At 56.5% G+C, this 24154-nt stretch carries 18 protein-coding genes; 8 read left to right on the top strand and 10 right to left on the bottom strand.

Translation table 11 applies throughout. The features are described from left to right. Positions 1–276 precede the first annotated feature (276 nt). From map to ACTJJA_RS22720, 4 genes are all read left to right on the top strand, one after another. Positions 277–1071, top strand: a complete 795-nt coding sequence (gene map / locus ACTJJA_RS22735) for a type I methionyl aminopeptidase (protein ID WP_010426734.1) — start codon at positions 277–279, stop codon at positions 1069–1071. Positions 1072–1134: 63 nt separating this feature from the next. Further along, the gene (gene glnD, locus ACTJJA_RS22730; RefSeq protein ID WP_010426735.1) at positions 1135–3810 is read left to right on the top strand and encodes a bifunctional uridylyltransferase/uridylyl-removing protein GlnD; all 2676 of its coding nucleotides are present in this window, start codon (positions 1135–1137) and stop codon (positions 3808–3810) included. Between the two features lie 32 nt (positions 3811–3842). After that, positions 3843–4667, top strand: coding sequence for a 2,3,4,5-tetrahydropyridine-2,6-dicarboxylate N-succinyltransferase (gene dapD / locus ACTJJA_RS22725; RefSeq protein WP_010426737.1), 825 nt, complete (start codon positions 3843–3845; stop codon positions 4665–4667). A gap of 111 nt (positions 4668–4778) precedes the next feature. Further along, on the top strand, positions 4779–5168 hold the full coding sequence (locus ACTJJA_RS22720) for a DUF3461 family protein (protein WP_010426739.1): 390 nt from the start codon (positions 4779–4781) through the stop codon (positions 5166–5168). Between the two features lie 104 nt (positions 5169–5272). Here the strand turns inward: ACTJJA_RS22720 and ACTJJA_RS22715 are convergent, their stop codons facing one another. From ACTJJA_RS22715 to dgt, 3 genes are all read right to left on the bottom strand, one after another. Beyond that, positions 5273–6430 carry a CdaR family transcriptional regulator gene (locus ACTJJA_RS22715; protein ID WP_010426741.1) on the bottom strand — a complete coding sequence of 386 codons (1158 nt, stop codon included), beginning with the start codon at positions 6428–6430 and terminating at the stop codon, positions 5273–5275. A gap of 146 nt (positions 6431–6576) precedes the next feature. Next, complete coding sequence (gene degP / locus ACTJJA_RS22710) at positions 6577–8013, bottom strand: serine endoprotease DegP (protein WP_010426743.1); 1437 nt, start codon at positions 8011–8013, stop codon at positions 6577–6579. A gap of 132 nt (positions 8014–8145) precedes the next feature. Beyond that, complete coding sequence (dgt, locus tag ACTJJA_RS22705) at positions 8146–9660, bottom strand: dGTPase (protein WP_440669264.1); 1515 nt, start codon at positions 9658–9660, stop codon at positions 8146–8148. An 82-nt stretch (positions 9661–9742) separates the two neighbouring features. On the opposite strand from dgt, the gene mtnN reads away from it, so the two are divergent. The 3 genes from mtnN to ACTJJA_RS22690 are packed head-to-tail and all read left to right on the top strand — an operon-like array spanning position 9743 to position 11882. Then, positions 9743–10441: a 5'-methylthioadenosine/S-adenosylhomocysteine nucleosidase gene (gene mtnN / locus ACTJJA_RS22700; RefSeq protein ID WP_010426746.1), complete on the top strand. Its 699-nt coding sequence runs from the start codon at positions 9743–9745 to the stop codon at positions 10439–10441. Further along, entirely contained in the window at positions 10434–11234 is an 801-nt protein-coding gene (btuF, locus tag ACTJJA_RS22695) for a vitamin B12 ABC transporter substrate-binding protein BtuF (protein WP_440669263.1), read from the top strand. Before mtnN ends, btuF begins: the two co-directional genes overlap by 8 nt. A gap of 30 nt (positions 11235–11264) precedes the next feature. Then, the gene (locus ACTJJA_RS22690; RefSeq protein WP_089599142.1) at positions 11265–11882 is read left to right on the top strand and encodes a TRIC cation channel family protein; all 618 of its coding nucleotides are present in this window, start codon (positions 11265–11267) and stop codon (positions 11880–11882) included. A 93-nt stretch (positions 11883–11975) separates the two neighbouring features. On the opposite strand, the gene erpA is transcribed toward ACTJJA_RS22690, so the two are convergent. Together erpA and clcA are read right to left on the bottom strand one after the other, a co-directional pair. After that, the gene (gene erpA / locus ACTJJA_RS22685) at positions 11976–12323 is read right to left on the bottom strand and encodes an iron-sulfur cluster insertion protein ErpA (protein ID WP_010426752.1); all 348 of its coding nucleotides are present in this window, start codon (positions 12321–12323) and stop codon (positions 11976–11978) included. A gap of 86 nt (positions 12324–12409) precedes the next feature. Next, the gene (gene clcA, locus ACTJJA_RS22680; RefSeq protein WP_421511595.1) at positions 12410–13810 is read right to left on the bottom strand and encodes a H(+)/Cl(-) exchange transporter ClcA; all 1401 of its coding nucleotides are present in this window, start codon (positions 13808–13810) and stop codon (positions 12410–12412) included. Positions 13811–13986: 176 nt separating this feature from the next. Between clcA and hemL the strand changes: the two genes are divergently transcribed. After that, positions 13987–15267, top strand: coding sequence for a glutamate-1-semialdehyde 2,1-aminomutase (gene hemL, locus ACTJJA_RS22675; protein ID WP_440669262.1), 1281 nt, complete (start codon positions 13987–13989; stop codon positions 15265–15267). Positions 15268–15363: 96 nt separating this feature from the next. Here hemL and fhuB read toward each other — a convergent pair whose 3' ends face one another. The 5 genes from fhuB to mrcB all read right to left on the bottom strand — a co-directional run bounded on the left by fhuB (position 15364) and on the right by mrcB (position 24048). Then, positions 15364–17346: a Fe(3+)-hydroxamate ABC transporter permease FhuB gene (gene fhuB / locus ACTJJA_RS22670; RefSeq protein WP_440669261.1), complete on the bottom strand. Its 1983-nt coding sequence runs from the start codon at positions 17344–17346 to the stop codon at positions 15364–15366. Further along, positions 17343–18233, bottom strand: a complete 891-nt coding sequence (gene fhuD / locus ACTJJA_RS22665; protein WP_029484922.1) for a Fe(3+)-hydroxamate ABC transporter substrate-binding protein FhuD — start codon at positions 18231–18233, stop codon at positions 17343–17345. The genes fhuB and fhuD overlap by 4 nt, the downstream gene beginning before the upstream one ends. Further along, positions 18233–19030 (bottom strand): Fe3+-hydroxamate ABC transporter ATP-binding protein FhuC, encoded by a 798-nt coding sequence (gene fhuC / locus ACTJJA_RS22660; protein ID WP_089599147.1) that lies wholly within the window; start codon positions 19028–19030, stop codon positions 18233–18235. Before fhuC ends, fhuD begins: the two co-directional genes overlap by 1 nt. Positions 19031–19080: 50 nt before the next feature. Next, positions 19081–21291, bottom strand: a complete 2211-nt coding sequence (gene fhuA / locus ACTJJA_RS22655) for a ferrichrome porin FhuA (RefSeq protein WP_100165449.1) — start codon at positions 21289–21291, stop codon at positions 19081–19083. 231 nt (positions 21292–21522) lie between these two features. Further along, positions 21523–24048: a bifunctional glycosyl transferase/transpeptidase gene (gene mrcB / locus ACTJJA_RS22650; protein WP_089599149.1), complete on the bottom strand. Its 2526-nt coding sequence runs from the start codon at positions 24046–24048 to the stop codon at positions 21523–21525. Positions 24049–24154: the final 106 nt, after the last annotated feature.

Raw genomic sequence — 24154 nt, 5'->3', positions numbered from 1 at the left:
CCCATATTACCGACCCCAAAGGGCACCCCGGAATATGTGCCGATACGTGTGTGTTGTTACACAAAGTGAGATTTGTCGCTTCCGTCCAGCCTGTGTATCTGAAATGGATCGGAAGTCCGGCGCGCTTTATACCACAAAACACGGCCAGAAACCAATAATTGTTGACGGTGTGTGCTGTTAATGATTCTCAATTTGGCAGTGGGTGCGCCAGACTGTTACCATTGACGACACTTGAACTAGTATTGTCGAAAAAATCGACACCGATGGACAGATTACATGGCTATCTCTATTAAGACTCCTGAAGAAATTGAAAAGATGCGCGTCGCCGGTCGTCTGGCCGCTGAAGTGCTGGAAATGATCGAGCCGTTCGTGAAGCCGGGCGTCAGCACCGGCGAGCTGGATCGCATCTGTAATGACTACATCGTCAACGAGCAGCACGCGGTCTCCGCCTGCCTCGGCTACCACGGTTTTCCAAAATCCGTGTGCATCTCTATAAATGAAGTGGTTTGTCACGGTATTCCGGACGACGCAAAACTGCTGAAAGATGGCGACATCGTTAACATCGACGTGACCGTCATTAAAGACGAATACCACGGCGACACCTCTAAGATGTTCATCGTAGGCAAACCGACCATCCTCGGCGAGCGCCTGTGTAAAGTGACGCAAGAGAGCCTCTACCTGGCACTGAAGATGGTGAAGCCAGGCATCCGTCTGCGCACTATCGGTGCGGCTATCCAGAAGTTCGTGGAAGCAGAAGGTTTCTCCGTGGTGCGCGAGTACTGCGGGCACGGCATTGGTCGCGTCTTCCACGAAGAGCCGCAGGTTCTGCACTACGATGCGGATGACGGCGGCGTGGTGCTGCAGAAAGGCATGACCTTCACCATTGAGCCAATGGTCAACTCTGGCGATTACCGCATCCGCACCATGAAAGACGGCTGGACGGTGAAAACCAAAGACAGAAGCTTGTCTGCACAGTACGAGCATACTATTGTGGTAACAGACAACGGCTGCGAAATTATGACGTTGCGCAAGGATGACACCATCCCGGCGATACTGACGAACATTGAGTGATAAAAGAGCCGGCGAATGCCGGCTTTTTTAATGGCGATAGCTTTTTCTTATGGGTGGCGCACGATGAGTAATCTTTTACCCGAACAGTATGCTAACACAGCCCTTCCCACCCTTCCTGACCAGCCCGACAACCCGGGCGTCTGGCCGCCGCATGAGCTGAAGTGTGCCGATATCAAAGCACATATGGATGTCTTCCAGCGCTGGCTCAGTAGCGCGTTTGACGCAGGCATTTCCGCCGAGCAGCTCATCGAAGCGCGCACCGAGTTTATCGACCAACTGCTGCAACGCCTGTGGATCGATTACGGCTTCGGGCAGATTAGCGACGTAGCGCTGGTTGCCGTCGGGGGCTATGGTCGCGGTGAACTGCATCCGCTTTCCGATATCGACCTGCTGATCTTAAGCCGCAAAAAGCTGCCGGACGAACAGGCGCAAAAAATTGGCGAACTGCTGACCCTGCTCTGGGACGTGAAGCTGGAAGTGGGCCACAGCGTGCGCACCCTGGAAGAGTGTCTGCTGGAGGGGCTATCTGACCTGACCGTCGCCACCAACCTGATTGAAACCCGCCTGCTGATTGGTGACGTCGCGCTGTTCCTGGAGCTACAGAAACACATCTTCAGCGACGGCTTCTGGCCGTCAGAAAAGTTCTTCGCCGCGAAGGTCGAGGAGCAAAACCAGCGCCACCAGCGTTACCACGGCACCAGCTATAATCTTGAACCCGATATTAAAAGCAGCCCCGGCGGCCTGCGCGACATTCATACCCTGCAGTGGGTCGCCCGTCGCCACTTTGGCGCGACGTCAATGGATGAGATGGTCGGCTTCGGCTTCCTCACCGAGGCCGAGCGTAACGAGCTAAACGAGTGCCTGCACCTGCTGTGGCGCATCCGGTTTGCCCTGCATCTGGAAGTCACCCGCTACGATAACCGCCTGCTGTTTGATCGCCAGCTCAGCGTGGCTCAGCGCCTGAATTACCAGGGCGAAGGCAACGAGCCGGTTGAGCACATGATGAAGGATTTCTTCCGCGTCACCCGTCGGGTGACCGAGCTGAACCAGATGCTGCTGCAGCTGTTCGACGAGGCCATTCTGGCCCTGACGGCAGACGAAAAACCGCGCCCGATTGATGATGAGTTCCAGCTGCGCGGGACGCTTATCGACCTGCGCGACGAAACGCTGTTTATCCGCGAGCCGGAAGCGATTCTGCGGATGTTCTATACCATGGTGCGCAACAGCACCATCACCGGGATCTACTCCACCACCCTGCGTCATCTGCGCCATGCGCGCCGCCACCTGACTCAGCCTTTGTGCTATATCCCGGAAGCGCGCGCCCTGTTCCTGAGCATGCTGCGCCACCCGGGCGCCGTCAGCCGCGGCCTGCTGCCGATGCACCGCCACAGCGTGCTGTGGGCGTATATGCCCCAGTGGTCGCATATTGTTGGTCAGATGCAGTTCGATCTTTTCCACGCTTACACCGTGGATGAACACACCATCCGCGTCATGCTTAAGCTGGAAAGCTTTGCGAAAGAAGAGACGCGATCCCGCCACCCGCTGTGTGTTGAACTGTGGCCACGCCTCTCCCATCCTGAACTGATCCTGATCGCCGCCCTGTTCCACGATATCGCCAAAGGTCGCGGCGGCGACCACTCGGTGCTGGGGGCACAGGACGTGCTGAAATTTGCTGAGCTGCACGGGCTGAACTCACGCGAAACGCAGCTGGTGGCCTGGCTGGTCCGTCATCACCTGCTGATGTCGGTTACCGCACAGCGTCGTGACATTCAGGATCCTGAAGTCATTAAGCAATTCGCCGAAGAGGTGCAAACGGAAAACCGCCTGCGCTATCTGGTCTGCCTGACGGTGGCGGATATTTGCGCCACCAACGAAACCCTGTGGAACAGCTGGAAGCAGAGCCTGCTGCGCGAACTGTACTTTGCTACCGAAAAACAGCTGCGTCGGGGTATGCAAAACACCCCGGACATGCGCGAGCGCGTGCGCCACCATCAGCTGCAGGCGCTGGCGCTGCTGCGGATGGATAATATTGATGAAGAGGCGCTGCATCAGATCTGGGCGCGCTGTCGCGCCAACTACTTTGTGCGCCACAGCCCAAACCAGCTTGCCTGGCACGCGCGGCATCTGCTGAAGCACGATTTGTCGAAGCCGATGATCCTGCTGAGCCCACAGGCCACGCGCGGGGGCACGGAGATCTTCATCTGGAGCCCGGACCGACCCTATCTGTTTGCCGCCGTCTGCGCCGAACTGGACAGGCGTAATCTGAGCGTTCACGACGCGCAGATTTTTACCACCCGCGACGGCATGGCAATGGACACCTTTATTGTGCTGGAGCCGGACGGCAGCCCGCTGTCGTCGGACAGGCATGAAGGGATTCGTTTTGGTCTGGAGCAGGCCATTACCCAGCGCAGTTGGCAACCGCCGCAGCCGCGTCGCCAGCCTGCAAAATTGCGTCATTTTACCGTCGATACCGAGGTCAATTTCCTGCCGACCCACACCGACCGTAAATCGTTCCTGGAGCTGATTGCGCTCGATCAGCCAGGGCTACTTGCCCGCGTCGGCCAGGTTTTTGCCGATCTGGGAATTTCGCTTCATGGCGCCCGAATTACAACCATTGGTGAGCGAGTAGAAGATTTATTTATAATCGCCACAGCGGACCGACGTGCCCTTAATAATGACCTGCAGCTTGAAGTGCAACAACGGTTGACAGCAGCCCTCAATCCAAACGATAAAGGGTGACGTGTTTTTTAGTGAAATGGAAAGAGTAAACAATGCAGCAGTTACAGAACGTTATTGAGTCCGCTTTTGAGCGTCGCGCCGAGATCACTCCGGCAAATGTGGATACCGTGACCCGTGAAGCGGTAAACCAGGTTATTTCCCTGCTGGATTCCGGCGCATTACGCGTGGCAGAAAAAATCGACGGTCAGTGGGTCACTCATCAATGGCTGAAGAAAGCCGTGCTGCTCTCTTTCCGTATCAACGATAACCAGGTTATCGACGGAGCAGAAAGCCGCTACTTCGATAAAGTGCCAATGAAATTCGCTGACTACGACGAAGCGCGCTTCCAGAAAGAAGGCTTCCGCGTGGTACCACCTGCGGCAGTACGTCAGGGCGCGTTCATCGCACGCAATACCGTGCTGATGCCATCTTACGTAAACATCGGTGCTTACGTTGACGAAGGCTCCATGGTGGATACCTGGGCAACAGTCGGCTCTTGCGCGCAAATCGGTAAAAACGTTCACCTGTCCGGCGGCGTCGGCATCGGTGGCGTACTGGAGCCACTGCAGGCTAACCCAACCATCATCGAAGACAACTGCTTCATCGGCGCACGTTCCGAAGTGGTTGAAGGCGTGATCGTGGAAGAAGGCTCCGTGATCTCCATGGGCGTTTACATCGGCCAGAGCACCCGTATTTATGACCGCGAGACCGGTGAAGTTCACTACGGTCGCGTTCCAGCGGGTTCTGTGGTGGTTTCCGGCAACCTGCCGTCTAAAGACGGTAAATACAGCCTGTACTGCGCGGTTATCGTGAAGAAAGTGGATGCAAAAACCCGCGGTAAAGTGGGCATCAACGAGTTGCTGCGCACCATCGATTAATCGGGTATAACAAAAAGCGGGGGCAACCCCGCTTTTTTTGTATCTGAGGGTGGCGAAAATAGATTTTTTCGTTAATTATTCAAAGGTTATGTTGAGATCAAGGGTACCGCTATGTACGATAATCTGAAAAGTCTGGGCATTACCAATCCTGATGAAATTGATCGTTACAGCCTCCGTCAGGAAGCCAATAACGATATTCTTAAAATCTATTTTCACAAGGACAAAGGTGAGTTTTTCGCCAAAAGCGTGAAGTTTAAATATCCACGCCAGCGCAAAACCGTGGTGGCTGACGGCATCGGTCAGGGTTACAAAGAAGTACAGGAAATCAGCCCTAACCTGCGCTATGTGATCGATGAACTCGATCAGATCTGCCAGCGCGACCGTACTGAAGTCGATCTCAAGCGTAAGATCCTTGACGATCTGCGTCACCTTGAAAGCGTTGTGACGAATAAGATCAGCGAGATTGAAGCAGATCTTGAGAAGTTAACTCGCAACAAATAAGTTGGGTGCGGCCTGATGCCCTCACCCCGGCCCTCTCCCACAGGGAGAGGGAGAAAACCATCATGTGGGCCGGGTAAGGCGAAGCCGCCACCCGGCAAACAACATCATCGCTGCTCATCCAGCTGCAGCGCTACATACAGCAGCAGCCTGTCGTCAAAATTCCCCAGATCCAGCCCCGTCAGCTCCGAAATCCGGTTTAACCGATACTCCAGGGTATTGCGGTGAATAAACAGCGCCTTCGAGGTCGCCAGCGGCTGCACGTTGTGACGGAACCAGGCCTGCAATGTGCGGCGCAGCAGGCCGTTGTTGTCCATGGCTTTCAGGCGCACTAATGGCCGCGCCAGCTCATTGGCCTGCCACCCGCCGCGCAGGCTGTCGAGCAGCACCGGCAACATCAAATCCTGATAGAAATAACTGCGGCTTTCCGGCATACGCTGTTTACCCACCATCATGGTGGTGCGTGCGGTCCGCCAGGAGCGGGCGATACTGCCCGGCCCGGTAAAGTAATTGCCCAGCGCAACGCGAAAACGCAGTTGGCCGTTCTCCTGCATGCGTGCAATCAGCTGATCCACACGGCGGCGATGGTCTTCTGCATCCCAGCGGCCAAACTGATTGAGCGCGGGTTTAAGCACCACCATTTCAGTCAGAGACACAATCGCCACCAGGTTATTGCGTTCCGGCGTCGCCAGCGCGTTTTGCAGCTGCTGCAGCTCTGCCATGGCGCTGTCCACGCCAAGCTGGCCGCTATCGACCTCAATCACCGCCACCACGCGCGGCTGGTTCAGATCGATCCCCAACCGCTGTGCCCATTCGCTGAGTGCAGGCGTATGCTCATCCGCCTGTATAAGGTTCATGACCAGCTCTTCGCGCAGGCGGCTGTCTTGGGCGAGAAGGTGCATCAGGCGCGACTGCTCCAGCATCATCTCCGCCGTCATACAGACCAGCTCGCCGTATTTACGCAGCGACTCCGGCTCGCCGGTCAGACCGATTACCCCCACAATCTCACCTTCGAGGCGCAGCGGCAAATTGATGCCCTGACGTACACCATGCAGATGTTTTGCTACCGCATCGTCGATATCTACCACGCGGCCCTGGGAGAGCACCAGCAATGCACCTTCGTGCAATTCCCCAATACGCTCGCGATCGCCGCTGCCGATAATGCGCCCGCGAGCATCCATCACGTTGATATTGGTATCAATGATGCGCATGGTGCGCGCCACGATATCCTGCGCCATTTTGGTATCAAGATGCCAGCCAGCCATGTAACCCTCCTGTGAGCAGAGCTCAAGCATAGGGAAGTTCAGCGACGGCTGCATTGTGCGAATGCACAAAGAGAGAGGGAGAAGTATGGAGTTGTGGTAACAGTCACAGAAACGAGAAAGCCCCTGCGAACAGGGGCTTGAGAGAATTACTGCATCAGCAGATAAAGCGAGGTATCACCACGCTGGATATTCAGCGCCAGCACGGAAGGCTTGCTGTCGAGAATTTTGCGCAGTTCAGCGATGTTTTTCACCGGCTGCTGGTTAGCGCCCATGATCACATCCCCTTTTTTCAGGCCGATACGGGCTGCCGGTGAATTCGCTTTCACGTTGTTCACCACCACGCCTTTGTCTGCGCCTTTATTGCTCATCTCGGCACCTTCAATCCCGCTGAAGATGGTGCTGGAATCCACCTGATTCTGGCTGCTCTGCTGCAGCTCCAGGCTCACGTTAACCGGCTTACCGTCGCGCAGCAGGCCGAGGGTGACTTTGCTGCCAATCGGCATCGAGCCCACTTCGGCACGCAGGGCGGCAAAGCTGCTGATCGGTTTACCGTTCAGGGAGGTGATTACATCACCCGCTTTAATGCCCGCCTTCGCCGCAGAGGAATTCGGCATCACCTGGCTGACGAATGCCCCGCGCTGAGCGTCGACTTTCATTGCCTTAGCCAGCTCGGAGTTCAGTTCCGTACCGAGGATGCCCAGCTCGCCGCGTTTCACCTGGCCATACTGCACCATCTGCGCGGTCAGGTTTTTCACCATGTTGCTCGGGATAGCAAAGCCGATCCCGATGTTGCCGCCGTCCGGTGCCAGGATGGCGGTGTTGATACCGATCAGCTCACCGTTCAGGTTCACCAGCGCACCGCCGGAGTTACCGCGGTTGATCGCCGCATCCGTCTGGATGAAGTTTTCGTAGTTTTCTGCGTTCAGGCCGCTACGACCCAGCGCAGAGACGATACCTGAAGTCACGGTTTCGCCCAGACCAAACGGATTACCGATTGCCACGGTGTAGTCACCCACGCGCAGCGCGTCGGAATCGGCAAGCTTAATCGCCGTCAGGTTTTTCGGATCCTGAATCTGGATCAGCGCGATATCGGAGCGCGGATCTTTACCCACGACTTTGGCATCGAACTTACGACCGTCGCTCAGCTGAACTTTAATGGTGCTGGCGTTATCCACAACGTGGTTGTTCGTCACCACGTAGCCTTTTGCGGCGTCAATGATGACACCCGAACCAAGCGCCATGAATTTCTGCTGCTGGCCGCCGCCCTGGCTGTCATCTCCTGCCCCACCGCCCTGACAGAACGGGGAACTCTGGAATGGCGAACCGTCCTGGCAGAACGGCGAGTTGTCGCCGAAGAACTGCTGGAAGTTACGCGGCATACGCGGCGTATTGACGGTCGTGCTGCCCTCAACGTTAATACTCACCACCGATGGCATCACTTTTTCGAGCATCGGTGCCAGGCTTGGCATCTGCTGCGCGGTTGCTGCTGACGACGCGGTCTCGGCTGCAGTAGCAGTCAGAGGAGACAGCGCTAAACCTAAACTCAGAGCCAGTGCACTCATTGCTAATGTGGTTTTTTTCATGTTTCTCAATCTCGATTTACCAGATAACGCAAAATTGCTGTGTAACTCAGATTCGTTTTATACCGCTTAGTTCCGGGATTAAGTTTATGGAAAAAGTAAAAATTTATTGGTCGTCTTTACAAAACTCAGCGCTTATTCCACGGCCATGAGCTTGCGGTATTCATCCCAGGCATACAAATCTGTCATGCCGCTGATATAGTCCTGGATAAGGCGACAGCGATAATAATATTCCATTACCGGCCATTCAGGAGAGTGGCGCTCCAGCTTACCAATCGCTTCGACATACGCCAGACGATGGCGGGTAGAAAGTTTCTGATACAGCCGGGATTCGATAGGTATTCGCCGCACGCGCTCGTGTTCCACCAGCTCGCTGAATTCATCGACCGATAAGTGAAGCAACGGGGAATAAATTTCCAGTAACCCACTGATCACCCGGTATCCCTGAAGCTCTAATTGCTCCACGTCCGGATGGCTGAACACATGGCGCATCGCCACATGTTTATAAAGCTCAAGGAGTTGACTGAAACTGCTGTCATCTTCCAGCAGCGCGTGATTGAATTCCCCGCTGAAAATCAGCGGTAAATTATCAATAAAGCGCGACGCCGCGTAAGGCACCAGCTTATTTAATGTATTGACCCGCAAATACATAAAGAATTGATCTTCGGTGCTGCGGCTGAGGGAATTCGAGCGCGATTTTTCCCAGGCATTTTCGACGACCTGAGAAAACAGCGACCCTTTTTCATGTTTACCCCAGGCATCATAAAGATGCTGATAAAGCTCCTCGACGCTGAATATTCTTTTCTCAACGGCGTCTTCCAGGTCGGCCACGCAATAGGAAATGTCATCGGCGGCTTCCATAATCCACGTCAATGGGAAACGCCCCTTTGACGTTAATGAAAGTTCTTTACGCAGCCGCTCAATATAGGCCTCTTCGGAGAGATAGTAGCCCGGCTTTTTCATCAGGTAGCTGTGCGTGGCAGGCGTTTCTCCCATCCACCAGGCCGGGCGCGTGTATTTGAGTATGCAGCCCACCTGTGCCCACGTCAGGTTCATGCGCATCAGGGAGTGCACCAGGCGGATCCCCTGCGCGTTACCTTCAAAATGGCAGAGATCCTGACGGACTTTGCGACGCAGATCGTTAAGACTCTCTTCACCCTCACGCAGGCGTAAATCCCTCACCACGCAGCGATCGTCGCTCAGGGGCTGGCTTTTCGCGTCCAAAGGGAAAAGCCGCTGCTTAAACCAGTCGTTGATCGCCGCCTCGCCGAAATGCCCGAAGGGCGGGTTGCCGATGTCATGCATCAGGCAGGCCATCTCAACGATGCTTTCAAACGGCCCGGTCAGTTCATCCAGACCATAAGTTTCCAGCAGCCGTTGCTCTTTCAGGCGGCTCAAAATCTCTTTGGCAATGTAGCGCCCAACCTGCTGAACTTCCATGGAGTGGGTTAAGCGCGTGCGCACCGCGGCGTTACGCTCCAGCGGAAACACCTGGGTCTTTTGCTGCAAGCGCCGGATAGCGGGCGAGTTAATGATCCTCCCGCGATCGCTCTCGAAGATACGCAGGATCTCATGTTCGCTCTTTTCGCCCTGCGGCGAACGGAAACGTCGGTGCCAGTTAATTTTGGTGCGAAAATCGATTGGTGCCATGTGCTCCCCCGCGTGAGAATGCGTTTCCCCTTAACCGCATGATAGACTATGCATCTCAACAAGGCACATCGCGAGTAAATCTATGAAAATCGGCATTATTGGTGCAATGGAAGAAGAAGTTACGCTGCTGCGTGACAAAATTGAGAACCGTCAGACTCTCTCTCTGGGTGGTTGTGAAATCTACACCGGCCAGCTGAACGGTGTTGACGTGGCTCTGCTGAAATCTGGCATCGGTAAAGTTGCGGCTGCGCTGGGTGCGACCCTGCTGCTCGAACGCTGCAAGCCGGACGTGATCGTTAACACTGGCTCTGCGGGCGGTCTGGCGCCGACGCTGAAAGTGGGTGATATCGTCGTTTCCGACGAAGCACGTTACCACGATGCCGACGTGACCGCCTTCGGCTACGAATATGGTCAGCTTCCGGGTTGCCCGGCCGGGTTTAAAGCCGACGACAACCTGATTGCCGCGGCAGAAAGCTGCATCGCAGAACTGAACCTCAACGCGGTACGCGGCCTGATTGTCAGCGGTGATGCGTTCATTAACGGCTCCGTGGGCCTGGCGAAAATCCGCCATAACTTCCCGCAGGCGGTTGCCGTTGAGATGGAAGCAACCGCGATTGCTCATGTTTGCCATAACTTTAGCGTACCGTTTGTGGTGGTTCGCGCCATCTCTGACGTGGCAGACCAGCAGTCCCACATTAGCTTTGACGAGTTCCTTGTTGTGGCGGCAAAACAGTCCACCGTGATGGTGGAGCGTCTGGTGCAGAAACTGGCTCGTGGCTAAACGTACCGTCAGGGCGCTGGCCGCCCTGCTTCTTATCGCACCGGCATGGCTTTTCGCCCTGCCGCGTGTGATTACTCTCTCCCCCGCGAATACCGAACTGGCCTTTGCTGCCGGGATCACCCCTGTGGGCGTGAGTAGCTTTTCGAATTATCCCCCCCAGGCCGCCAGCATTGAGCAGGTCGCGACCTGGCAAGGAATGAATCTCGAGCGCATTGTGGCGCTTAAGCCTGACCTCGTGCTGGCCTGGCGTGGCGGCAATGCCGAGCGGCAGGTCAACCAACTGACCTCACTGGGTATTAAGGTCATGTGGGTGGACGCAGTCAGTATTGAGCAAATCGCCCAGACGCTGCGCGAACTGGCCCCTTTCAGCCCCACGCCCAAAAAAGCCGAGGACGCTGCGAAACAGATGCTCAGCGACTATGCGGCGCTGAAATCCCGGTACAACACCCCCGCCAAAAAACGCATCTTTCTGCAATTTGGTAGCCAGCCGTTGTTCACCACCGGAAAAGGTTCGATTCAGAATCAGGTGCTGGAAATCTGCGGCGGCGAAAATATCTTTGCAGCCAGCCGGGTACCGTGGCCTCAGGTCAGCCGTGAACAGGTGCTTGCACGCCAGCCGCAGGCCATCGTCGTGGTCGGAAATGCGAGCGATATTCCTAAAGTTGAACAATTCTGGCAAAGCCAGCTTAAAATTCCGGTGATCCCGCTTAACGGTGACTGGTTTGAACGCGCCAGCCCGCGTATTATCCTCGCCGCAAAACAACTCTGTGCCGCGCTGGCAGAGAGTCACTAACATAGATAAATACTTTTCGAGGATTTAACGATGCTCGTATATTGGCTGGATATTCTTGGCACAGCCGTTTTTGCAATATCCGGCGTTTTACTCGCCGGAAAACTGCGTATGGATCCGTTTGGCGTGCTGGTGCTGGGCGTTGTGACCGCCGTGGGTGGCGGAACAATCCGCGATATGGCGCTGGCAAATGGCCCGGTATTTTGGGTAAAAGATCCCACCGACCTGGTGGTGGCGATGGTCACCTGCATGTTGACCATTGTACTGGTTCGTCAACCCCGCAGATTACCCAAATGGATATTGCCGGTGCTGGATGCCGTCGGCCTCGCCGTGTTTGTCGGTATTGGCGTTAATAAGGCGTTTAATGCGGGAACCGGTCCGATGGTGGCGATCTGCATGGGTGTATTAACCGGCGTGGGCGGCGGGATCATTCGTGACATTCTGGCGCGTGAAGTGCCGATGATCCTGCGTACTGAAATTTACGCGACGGCCTGTATTGTAGGTGGAATTGTTCACGCCACCGCGTATTACACCTTTGCGGTCCCGCTGGAAAATGCCGCGATGCTGGGGATGGTCGTGACGCTGGTGATACGTTTAGCGGCGATACGCTGGCACCTGAAACTGCCGACGTTTGCGCTGGATGACAGGTAAACGCAAAACGGTAACCGCAAGGTTACCGTTTTTAGTCTTTTCTCCCTCTCCCTGTGGGAGAGGGCCGGGATGAGGGCATCAGCTCGCACCCTCTTAAATACTGAACGACGAACCACACCCACAGGTGCTTGTTGCGTTCGGGTTGGTCACCACAAAGCGCGAACCTTCCAGACCTTCGGTGTAATCAACCGAACCACCGACCAGGTATTGCAGGCTCATCGGGTCAACCACCAGCGCGACGCCCTGCTTCTCGATGGTCATATCGCCCTCGTTTACCTGGTCGTCAAAGGTAAAACCATACTGGAAGCCGCTGCAGCCACCACCGGTAATATAAACACGGAGTTTCAGTTCCGGATTGTCTTCGTCGGCAATCAGGACTTTCACTTTTTTGGCTGCTGCTTCGGTAAATTCGAGCGGTACAGCTACTACGTCATCACTCATCTTATGCTCCCATGAATACTGCATACTGCTATTGGGTAAAAATCACCCAATTCTTTTTTTCATTATCTAATACCCTGGTAATTCATTCAAGTATTCTGCGTTGAGGCCCGTTCAGCCTCCTGTTTCGCCAGGGTCCGTGCAAGAATGGTGGAGTATAGCGGTTTTCCACCCAGGAATTGGGCTAATAGTGTCGCGCCGAGACAGGTAATGATCATTGGCAAAATGAGCTGGTAATTGTCCGTCATCTCAAGCACCAGCACGATCCCGGTCAAGGGTGCACGCAGGGACGCGGCGAGCAGCGCCCCCATTCCGGCGACGGCAAACGTCCCGGCTTCTAGATGATAGGCCGGGAAACCCACAGCCGCCGCCATGCCAAAAGCGGTTCCCAGCAGCGTGCCCAGCGCCAGCATCGGGGCAAAAATGCCGCCAGGCGCGCCGGAGGAGAAGCAGAGTACGGTAGTGATCACCCGCGAGATGAACATGAACAGCAAAAGACCAATACTGAAATTTCCCGCCGCCGCAATGGGGATAAGCCCAAAACCGCCACCTGCCGCATTGGGTTCGATAAAGCCCAGAACCCCGCACGCGCCGCCGAGCAGCCCCCCCACCAGCACCCATTTGGTCGTGTTGCCGCCGTGGATCCGCTGGAACATGTCCTGTGCACGTAAAATAAGGCTGTTAAACAGCGGGCCAACAATGCCAAAAATCATGCCGAGGATCAGATACAGCCACAGCGTATTGACCGGTGCATTGGTGAGTTTCCCGACTTCGATGACCGCCCCTTCGCCATTGAAAAGGCGAAAGACGATACTCGACATGATCACCCCGGTAAACACCGCTTTTATCGAGATCAGGTTATAGCGAAACTGAGCGCGCATCTCTTCGATAATAAACAGGATCCCCGCCAGCGGAGCATTAAACGCGGCGGAAAGCCCTGCGGCGGCACCAGTTGCCAGCAGCGTATGGCGGGCTTCAGCACTGCGCATCCTGAACAGATCGCTGACCATACGGCCAACATTACCGCCCAGTTGTACGGTCGGCCCTTCGCGCCCGAGCACCATTCCCGCACCCAGCGTGCCTAACCCACCGATAAACTTCACGGGAAGCACGCGCCACCAGCGGACCGGACGCAGCTCTTCGAGTGCCCCTTCTATTTCCGGGATCCCTGAACCGCCCGCTTCCGGGGCAAATTTCCGCACCAGAAAATAGCCCACCATGGCGAGCAGTGCAGATAAACCAAACGCCAGGATCCAGACCAGCCATTCGCGATCGGCGTAACCCGCAACGGTGCCAATACGCCAGTTAAGCACGCCATTGACGGCCTTTTCGAACGCGACGCCCACCAGCCCCGCCAGCGTTCCCACCACGGCAGCGCCCAGCAGAATCGCCAGGGGCGTCTTGTCGCGGTTGAGCAGTCGTCGGATGCTGATACGGTGTCGCGCGCGCGCAAACTGTTGTTCTTCAAATGAGGGTGAGTCTGATTTCATTGCCTGTTCTTTTCGTCATACAAATCGCCGTCAGGATTTTACCAGAGACCGCCCCACCGTCTCCTGAAAATTACTTAACAAATCTTAAAGCATTGCCAGGGTAAAAATTTCATAACCATCCCCGAATCACTTAGAATAGTGTGCTTAATCATTTTATACGAACCAGGAACGACGCCATGAGCAAGTCTGAAAACCTCTACAGTGCAGCCCGCGAGCTTATTCCGGGTGGCGTGAACTCACCTGTGCGCGCCTTTACCGGCGTGGGCGGCACGCCGCTGTTTATCGAACGTGCTGACGGCGCGTATCTGTATGATGTCGATGGCAAAGCCTATATCGATTATGTCGGCTCCTGGGGCCCGATGGTGCTGGGGCACAACCACCCAACCATTCGTAACGCTGTGATTGAAGCGGCTCAGCGCGGCCTGAGCTTTGGTGCGCCAACCGAAATGGAAGTCAAAATGGCGGAGCTGGTGACCGAACTGGTGCCCACCATGGACATGGTACGTATGGTGAATTCCGGTACCGAAGCCACCATGAGCGCCATTCGTCTGGCGCGAGGTTTTACCGGTCGCGATAAAATCATCAAATTCGAAGGTTGCTACCACGGCCACGCCGACTGTCTGCTGGTGAAAGCGGGCTCTGGCGCGCTGACGCTCGGCCAGCCAAACTCGCCGGGCGTACCGGCCGATTCCGCTAAGCATACCCTGACCTGTACCTACAACGATCTGGACACCGTTCGCGCGGCGTTCGAGCAGTATCCGCAGGAGATCGCCTGCATCATCGTTGAGCCGGTTGCGGGCAACATGAACTGCATCCCACCGCAGCCTGACTTCCTGCCAGGCCTGCGCGCCCTGTGCGACGAGTTCGGTGCGCTGCTGATCATCGATGAAGTGATGACCGGCTTCCGCGTGGCGCTGGCGGGTGCCCAGTCTTACTACGGCGTTGAGCCAGACCTCACCTGCCTCGGCAAAATCATCGGCGGCGGCATGCCGGTCGGGGCATTCGGTGGTCGTAAAGACGTCATGGAAGCGCTGGCACCAACCGGTCCGGTTTACCAGGCGGGAACGCTCTCGGGCAACCCCATTGCGATGGCAGCGGGTTTCGCCTGCCTGACCGAAGTGGCTCAGCCTGGCATTCACGAAACCCTGACCGACCTGACCACGCAGCTGGCAAACGGTCTGCTGGAAGCGGCAGAAGAGGCCGGTATTCCTCTGGTGGTCAACCACGTGGGCGGGATGTTCGGGATTTTCTTCACCGAGGCGAAAACCGTGACCTGCTATCAGGACGTGGTGAAGTGCGACGTTGAACGCTTCAAGCGCTTCTTCCACCTGATGCTGGACGAAGGCGTGTACCTGGCACCGTCAGCGTTCGAAGCGGGCTTTATGTCCGTGGCGCACAGTGAAGAAGATATCAATAACACCATCGACGCGGCGCGTAAGGTGTTTGCGAAGCTTTAAGGGCATTGCCGGGTGGCGCTAACGCTTACCCGGCCTACGAAGTTCTCCCTCTCCCCATGGGAGAGGGCCGGGGTGAGGGCATCAGGCCACACCTGACTACCGGCTCTGCTTTCTCAACAGATAAATAAAGTACGGCGCACCGATAAAGGTCGACAGCAGACCCGCAGGGATCTGATACGGGAACAGCACCATTCTTCCACACCAGTCCGCGAACACCAGCATCACCCCGCCCGTCAGGGCCGACATCACGATATGCGGCATCGTCCGGCGGAAGCCCATCATTCTGGCAATATGTGGCGCCATTAACCCCACAAAACTCAGCGGCCCAATCGTCATGGTTGCCGTCGCCGTCAGGCACGCAGCCAGCAGCAGCAGCGCCACGCGCGCTGGCGTCAGCGCCATCCCCACCGCACGCGCGGTTTCACCGCCAAGCGGCAGGATGGTCATCCAGCGACGGCACAGCGGCACAATCGCCAGTAACGCGATCATGACGATCCCTGACCAGACAACCTGACTGCCGGTGGCATTGTAGGTTGAGCCAGAAATCCAGGTCAGGATCTTCGCCATACGCGGATCGCCGCTGGCCTGCAGCATCATCAGCAGCATCGTGAAGGCGGTGCTCAGCGCCATCCCGGCCAGCAGCATACGGTGAGGTGAAAATCCTCCGCGACCGGCAGCAATCAGGATAATCATCAGCGTGACCGCCGCACCGATACTTCCGGCAGGCAGTAGCCAGCCAAACGCATTGCCCGGCACGAAGAACAGCATAAGGACCACGCCAAACGCCGCGCCAGAACTGATACCCAAGACTTCCGGGCTTGCCATCGGGTTGCCGGTGAGACGTTGAATAATGCACCCCGCTACCGCCAGCATCACGCCTGCGATCAGCGCAGCGAAGATACGTGGCCAGCGCCACTGCAGCAGTTCATTGAGTAAATCACCCGTTGCCCAGTGCCAGCCCGAGGCATCGCGTCCGAAGGAGAGTGCCGCGAACGAGGCAATGATCAGCACCGCCAGTCCCGCCAGGCTAAACCACAGGATCGACTGCCGTTCAGCATGGACCTTATCACCCGCATCCATGGCTGGCGCGCTCATGCTGCGCAGGCGCGGCAGCAGCCACAGCAGCAGCGGCGCACCGACGAGTGCGGTCACCGACCCGGTAGAAACTTCCATCCAGACTCGCGCCAGCCAGAGAATGATTTGATCGGAAAGCCAGAGGATCAGCGCCCCAATCAGTGGCGCCAGCATTAGACGCGTCAACAAACGACGCGCCCCGAGCATTTTCGCCAGCAGCGGCGCAAACAGGCCGATAAACCCGATGATGCCGACCGCGTTTACCAGCAAAGCACTTAGCACAATCGCCAGCGCCAGCGCGCCCAGACGCGCCAGCGACAGGGCAAGACCCAGATTGCGCGCCACGCCGTCGTCCAGCCCCATTAGGGTCAGCGGACGCAGCAGCAGCAGCGTCAGCACCACGCCGCCAATCAACTGTGGCCACAGGCGCTGCACGATGCTCCAGTCGGTCTGGGTGAGCGTCCCGGTACTCCACATGAACATGCTTTGCAGCTGGTCGTGATGGAACAGCACCAGCAGCTGGTTGATCGCCCCGCAGTAGAGGCTGACCACCAGACCCGCGAGGATCAGCGTGACCGGTGAAAGACGTTTACCCCACGCCACGCCAAAGACCAGCGCGCCCACCACGCATGCCCCCGCAAGTGCTGCAAACTGCGAGGTTAATGCTCCCGGTAGCGCCCACAGCGTGGTAATGGTGATCCCAAGCTGTGCGCCGGTTGCAACCCCCAGCGTGGTCGGTTCGGCCAGCGGGTTACGTAAAACCTGCTGGAACAGCACGCCCACCAGCCCTAAACCAGCGCCGACTAAAAGGGAGATCGCCAGACGCGGCAGCAGGCTGTAGTGGAACAGCATTTGCTGAATATTGTCGATATCCGGCGCGGTAAAGGCAGCGTCCCACTGTTCGCGCGGTAACGCGGTCGAGAGGTTGAACCAGGTTAACGCCATCGCGACGAGACAAAGCAGCGCCAGAAGAAGCGCCGGGAAACGGGCAATACGCGTACTCATGCCTTGCCTCCCATCGCGTTGTCCAGCACGCGGGCAAAATGCATCGCCGACAGCGTCGCGCCGTAGAACCACACCGCTGGCGCGCGCAGGAAACGTTTCTCGCGTACGAACGGCATCGCCTGCCAGAGCGGGGTCGCCATCAGGGTTTGCATTTCGCGCTCGTTGCCGTGATCGAAGCACAGCACATCCACATCGCGAAATGCCGCAAGGCGATCAATTCCGACGGCGGTGCTTCCCCAGAAGGTCATCTCCCCTTCCCAGGCGTTGCGAATACCGAAGCTGTCGAGCACTTCCTGGAACAGGCAGTTATTACCGAAGACCAGCATATGCCGGGCATCCAGCAGCGTCACCATCAGTAAAGGACGGTCGCCCCGGTGAGCAAAGCGCGGCTTCAGGGAGTCAATCAGGGCATCAAATTCGTCGAGGTGTTTTTTGGCCTCCGCCTCGCGATTGAGGAAATGCGCCATCTCGTTAATGGAATTTTTTGCCATAGCCAGCGGTTTTTTACCGTCGCTGAAAGAGAACCCGCGTCCTGGCGCAATGCGCGCCATGGTCTCTTCTGACGGACCGTAGCCCGCTGACCAGAACAGAAACGACGGTTTCATCTGGGTAAGCAGTTCGAGGTTTGGCTCCGTTCGCAGGCCGATGTCGATGACGGAATCCGGCAGCTTCGGCTCGTTCACCCAGAGGTTATAGTTAGGAATGTCCGCCACACCGTACGGCGTGACGCCGAGCGCCATCATCAGCTCGACCGGCAGCCATTCCAGCGCCACAATCCGATGTGGATCTATCGCGGCGGCACGGGCGGTATTCATTTTTAACAGCAGCGGTGACAGCGCCATCGCCATCAGCAGGCGACGACGGCTCATTGAGATTGAATCCAGCATCAGTAGACGAAGCTCACCGGTGCAGCCCCGGCTGGGTGAGGCAAAATCCCCATCGGAATACCGTAAATGGTTTCCAGCGTTTCGCTACACATCAGCTCAGACGGCATTCCCTGAGCGATCATCTCTCCGCCGCGTAAGGCCACAAGGTAATCGCAGTAGCGCGCTGCCATGTTGATATCATGCAGTACCGCAATCACCGTCAGCCCACGCTGCTGGCTTAAACGATGCACCAGCGCCAGAACGTCGACCTGGTGGGCAATATCCAGTGCAGAGGTCGGTTCATCGAGCAGCAGGCAACGGCTGTCCTGCGCCACCAGCATCGCAATCCATGCGCGCTGACGCTCACCGCCGGACAGGCTATCCACCAGACGGTGCGCCAGCGGCTTTAATCCTACCAGCGCAATCGCCTCTTCCACTTTCTCTCTGTCGGCCACGCCGAAGCGACCAAGCGCCCCGTGCCACGGATAACGACCAATCGCCACCAGCTCACGCACCGTCATCCCTTCTGCCTGCGGTAACTGCTGCGGCAGATACGCCACCTTGCGGGCAAAGGCCTTGCTGTTCCAGCTCTCCAGCGGCTGACCGTCCAGCAGAATATCGCCTTCCGACGGCGACTGGTGGCGTCCAAGCATCTTAAGTAACGTGGACTTACCGGAGCCATTGTGACCAATCAGGCCAGTGACTTTACCAGCGGGAAAGGTCAGTGAGAGCGGGTGCAGCAGGGTGCGCCCGGGTACGCGAAAAGAGAGATTACTGAGCGAAAAGGTGGTGTCGGATTGCGTTTGATTATCCTGCATATCAGCCAACTTAAATAAAAAGGGCACGGCGAACCGTGCCCGAAGAGAGATTAGAAGCGGAAGGTCGCGGTGGCAACAACCTGACGTCCTGCTCCCCAGTAGCATGCATATTCGCTGTAGCAGCTGGAAACATACTCGCGGTCAAAGATGTTGTTCACGTTGACGCCGACTGAAGAGCCCGGCATTCCGAAGCGCGCCAGATCGTATTTCACCGTCGCATCCGCCAGCGCGTAACCCGCAACGTTAAACGACTCGTAGGCTTTCGGTGAGGCGGCGGAGTAGTAGGACACGGTATTGCCGATATAACGGGTACCCGCACCGACAGTCAGACCGCTCAGCGCCGTTTCGTGGAAGGTATAATCCGCCCACAGAGAGGCCATATTACGTGGTACTTCCGCCGGGCGACGTCCTTCGTACCAGGTATCGTGCGTATATTCCGCATCGGTGTAGCTGTAGGATGCCGTCACGTTCACGTTGGCAGACACGGCCGCTTTCGCTTCCAGTTCGAAGCCACGGGAACGGATTTCTCCGCCCTGCACGCTAAAGCCGCTGGTCGGGTTCGCAGGATCGGCGGTCAGGTTGTTATTCTTGGTCAGCTGGTACACTGCTGCAGTGACAACAACAGGCAGATCTTTCGGGACATACTTCACGCCCGCTTCGTACTGCTTGCCGCGAGCCGGATCGAACGGCTTACCGTCCTGGGTCGTCCCCGAAATCGGTTCGAAAGATTCGCTATAGCTAAAGTACGGCGTGATACCGTTGTCGAACAGGTAGTTGATTCCCCCGCGCCAGGTGAATGCCTGGTCGTTAATTTCCGCGGTGGTTCCGCTAGCGCGATTCAGGGCTGACGTTTTTGCAAAGTCATAGCGGCCACCCATCGTGAGCACCCACTTATCCCATTCAGCCTGGTCCTGAGCGTACAGGCCCGTTTGCTCCTGACGGTTAAGCATCTGATACAGGTAGTAAACATCGACATTCGGATTACCGTACTCAGGCTTCGTCATGCTGATAGGATCAGCGGTGCCATAATCAGCGTTAATGTCATTACGCATGCGGAGGTAATCGACACCTGTTAACAGGGTATGATCAACTGCGCCGGTCGCAAATTTAGACTGAAGCTGGGTATCAACCGTGAAAGAGTTCAGATTTTCATCAGAACGGACATAGGCGCGGCTGATTTGTGCCGGGGCGATATAGCCATTGCCGTAGACAGAGCGGTAAAGGGTATTGATTTTGCTGTAGCGCAGATTTTGACGCACGGTGAAGGTATCGTCGAATTGATGCGAGAAGCTATACCCCACCATCTTCTGACGACGGGAGATCTTGTTATCTTCCTCGCCTTCATTGAAATCAGTCGGCAGTTTATGCGCGTTGCCGTTGGCGTCGTAGTAAGGCACAACGGTGCCTTCCCGCGGCAGCCAGCCGTAATAGCCCGCATCCGGATCGCTCTGGAAGTTGCTCAGGAAAGTAAAATCGGTTTTATCATCAGGACGCCAGCTGAAGGAAGGCGCAATCGCGTAGCGGGTAGACTTCACCATTTCCTGCTGCGCATTTTCACTGCGCCCCAGACCGGTCAGACGGTATGCCCACACGCCGTCATCGTCAATGGCATCGCTGAAATCAAACCCGGTTTGCCACAGGTTATCGGTGCCCATTTTGAACTGAATTTCTTTCAGCGGCTCGGTGGTCGGGCGCTTGCTGACCATGCTGACGACGCCGCCCGGGTGGCTTTTGCCGTACAGGACGGAAGTAGGACCACGCAGCAGCTCAACGCGTTCAAGGAAATACGGATCCATGGACGCTTCAGAATAGTTATCCCCCTGCAGCTTCATACCGTCCAGATACTGGTTGGTGTTCACAGTACTGGAGGTCGTAAAACCACGAATAGAAACCACGTCATAGGTGGTAGACGCACCGCGTGTCGCAAAAACGCTTGGCGTGTAGGCCAGGGCTTGTTTAACCGTGCCCGGCTGCTTCATGTTCATCTCTTCACGCGTCACCACGGAAATAGACTGCGGGGTCTTCTCAATCGGCGTATCGGTTTTGGTTGCCGTTGCGGTGCGTTTTGCCGCAATCGTCGGCGCGGGGCCCCACGGGCTCTCCTGTGCAGCCGGTGCGGCGGTGACGGTGATGGTTTCTTCTTTTTTCGGTGTTTCGGCCGCATGTGCGTATGTAGACATGCCGGCAACCGCTGTGGCTACGACGACTGCGATTTTACGCAGCGACGTGTTAATTGGCTGAGCAGTATTGGAAAGCGCCATGTTTATCTCTGATGAAAAAGGTGAATGATAACGTAAACGAGAATTATTATTATGACCGCAGAATAATATGCGAAACGCTGGCTGCATAGCAAGCAGTACGCGCCCCTACGCATATTAAGGGTTTAAGAAATCAGCAAGAGAAAACGTAGCGTTAAACAGAATGAAAGCGCGGGTTAAGAAAATGGAGGATGCAGGTAAAAAAATCCCCCCTTACGGGGGGATCTTACGTGGTTAGTTTCCGCCGAACATATCTTTAATCCAGCCTGCGACACCGTCGCTGTCCTTCTTCTCATTCTGCTGCTGCGGCTGTTGCTGCTGCGGCTGCTGCGGTTGAGAAGATTGATCAAACGGGTTGCCCGTCGGCTGTTCTGGCTGGCTCTGCTGGCACAGCGAGTCTGGATTGGTTGTCCAGACCGGCAGCGTACGCATTCCACCACCGCAGATAAAGTTACCGGATCCATCAACGCCCATATCAACGATATCTTCCGGTGCAACAAGGTTCAGCGGCACCGGAGACTGATTTGCCAGATAACGCTGGTAAATCGACATCGCCCCGCTCGCACCGTACAGTTTGGTCGGCTGGTTGTTATCGCGGCCTACCCAGGTGATCACCACTTCACGGCCATCAATACCAGCAAACCAGGTATCGACGTTGTTGTTGGTAGTACCTGTTTTACCCGCCAGATGCAGACCCGGATATTTTGCTCCCAGCTGACGCCCGGTACCGCGCTGCACAACCTGCTGCATGGTCCACAGCGTCATATACGCTGCCTGCGCCGGAACAGCACGCTCCGCCTGTGGGAAGCTTTGATAGAGCACGGAACCGTCTTCGGCAATGACCGAGCGCAGCGCAGAAAGCTGTGCACGATTACCGCCGCTGGCGATGGTCTGGAACGCCTGCGCCACTTCGATTGGCGTCAGGTTAAGCGCACCCAGAATCATCGCCGGGACCGGATGCAGCTGATCTTTCGGCACGCCCAGCTTCTGCCAGGTATCGGTGATAGCAGGCAGGCCCAACGCCATACCGAGGTTAACGGTTGGTACGTTCATGGAACGCGTTAACGCATCCACCAACATTACCTGACCGCTGAACTGTTTATCATCGTTCTGCGGAGACCACACCTGACCGTTTGGCTGACGCAGGGAGATCGGTGCATCGGCGATCCAGGTGTTCAGACGATACTGGTTCGGCTGGCTCAGCGCGGTAAGGTAGGTCGCCGGTTTTGCCAGAGAACCAATTGAACGACGCGCCTGCATTGCACGGTTATAACCCGCAAACTGCGGCTCAGCGCCGCCCACCATGGCGCGCACTTCACCGGTGTTACGGTCAACCACCACCATCGCGGTTTCCAGATCGCTCAGCTTGCGCTGTTTCTTCAGCGCTGGAATGCCCTCAACGGCCGCTTTTTCTGCCGCGTCCTGCGCCACGGAGTCGAAGGTGGTAAAGATCTTCACGCCGGAGAGATCTTTCACCTTATCACCGAGCTTAGACTGCAGCTCCTGACGCACCATCTGCATAAATGCAGGCTGCGGGGAGATTACGCCGCCGCGCGGCTGAACGCCGAGTGGACGCGCGCTCAGCATGTCGTAGAGTTCCTGGTCAATCACCTGCTGTTGTTGCAGCAGACGCAGCACCAGGTTACGACGCTCCAGCGCCAGTTTCGGGTTACGCCACGGGTTATAGATGGACGCCCCTTTCACCATGCCCACCAGCAGCGCCTGCTGGTCAAGGCTCAGCTCTTCCACCGGCCGGCCAAAGTAGTACAGGCTCGCCAGCGGGAAGCCGCGGATTTCGTTATCACCGCTCTGACCGAGGTACACCTCGTTCATGTACAGCTCAAGGATACGATCCTTGCTGTAACGGGCATCCATCAGCACCGCCATATACGCTTCGTTGGCTTTACGCCAGTAGGAGCGTTCGCTGGAAAGGAACAGGTTCTTCACCAGCTGCTGGGTCAGGGTACTTGCCCCCTGCACGGTACGTCCGGCGGTCAGGTTCGCCAGCACCGCACGACCAATCGAGTAAAGGCTAATACCGTCGTGCTCGTAGAAGTGACGGTCTTCGGTTGCCAGCAGGGTATCCACCAGCAGGTCCGGGAAGCCGTTACGCGCCACGAACAGACGCTGCTCGCCGTTGGCCGACGAAAGCATGGTGATCAAACGTGGATCGAGACGGAAGAAACCGAACTGGCGGTCGTTATCCATGTTCTCGATCGTTTCCAGGCGATCGCCGTCGAAGGTGAGACGCGCGCGCACCTGCCCTTCTTTGCTGTCCGGGAAGTCGAACGGACGACGGATCATCTCAATGCTTTTCGCCTGAACGGTAAACTCGCCCGGGCGGGTCATTTTCGTGACCTGACGATACTGTGTCGCCTGCAGCAGTTTGACCATCTCGTTCTTGCTAATGGACATATCCGGCTCAAGGTTCACCATACGGCCATAGACTGCCGCCGGTAACTGCCAGACTTTCCCGTCAATACGGCTGCGGATCTTCTGATCCAGATACACGCCGTAGATCGCGATCAGCACCACAAAAACAATAAACAGCTTCAGCAGCAGCCAGAACCAGCCGCGCTTACCACGAGGCTTCCGCCCTTTGCCTTTCCCTTTACGCGGCATTGGCTCATCATCCTCATAATCGTCTTCGTAGTCATCGTCATACTCCTCATCTCTGAGGCGACGACGGCTCACCTTTTCTTTCGCCGGACGCGTTGGCTTTCCCTTACGTCCTATTGGCTCGCGGTCATTCCCCGCCATGCTTTTTCTCCGCAACATTCAGGCGCAAAGGCCAGATTTTCTTATCTTTCACAGGTCTATGAAAGAAGAAATCTCTCAAAATGGGTTTTCTCCCTCTCCCTGTGGG

The sequence above is a fragment of the Enterobacter sp. 22452 genome, assembly GCF_052045065.1.
GTDB classification, from domain to species: domain Bacteria; phylum Pseudomonadota; class Gammaproteobacteria; order Enterobacterales; family Enterobacteriaceae; genus Enterobacter; species Enterobacter mori.
Note: the sequence above shows the minus strand (reverse complement) of the source record. Positions and strands in the feature narration are given on the sequence as shown.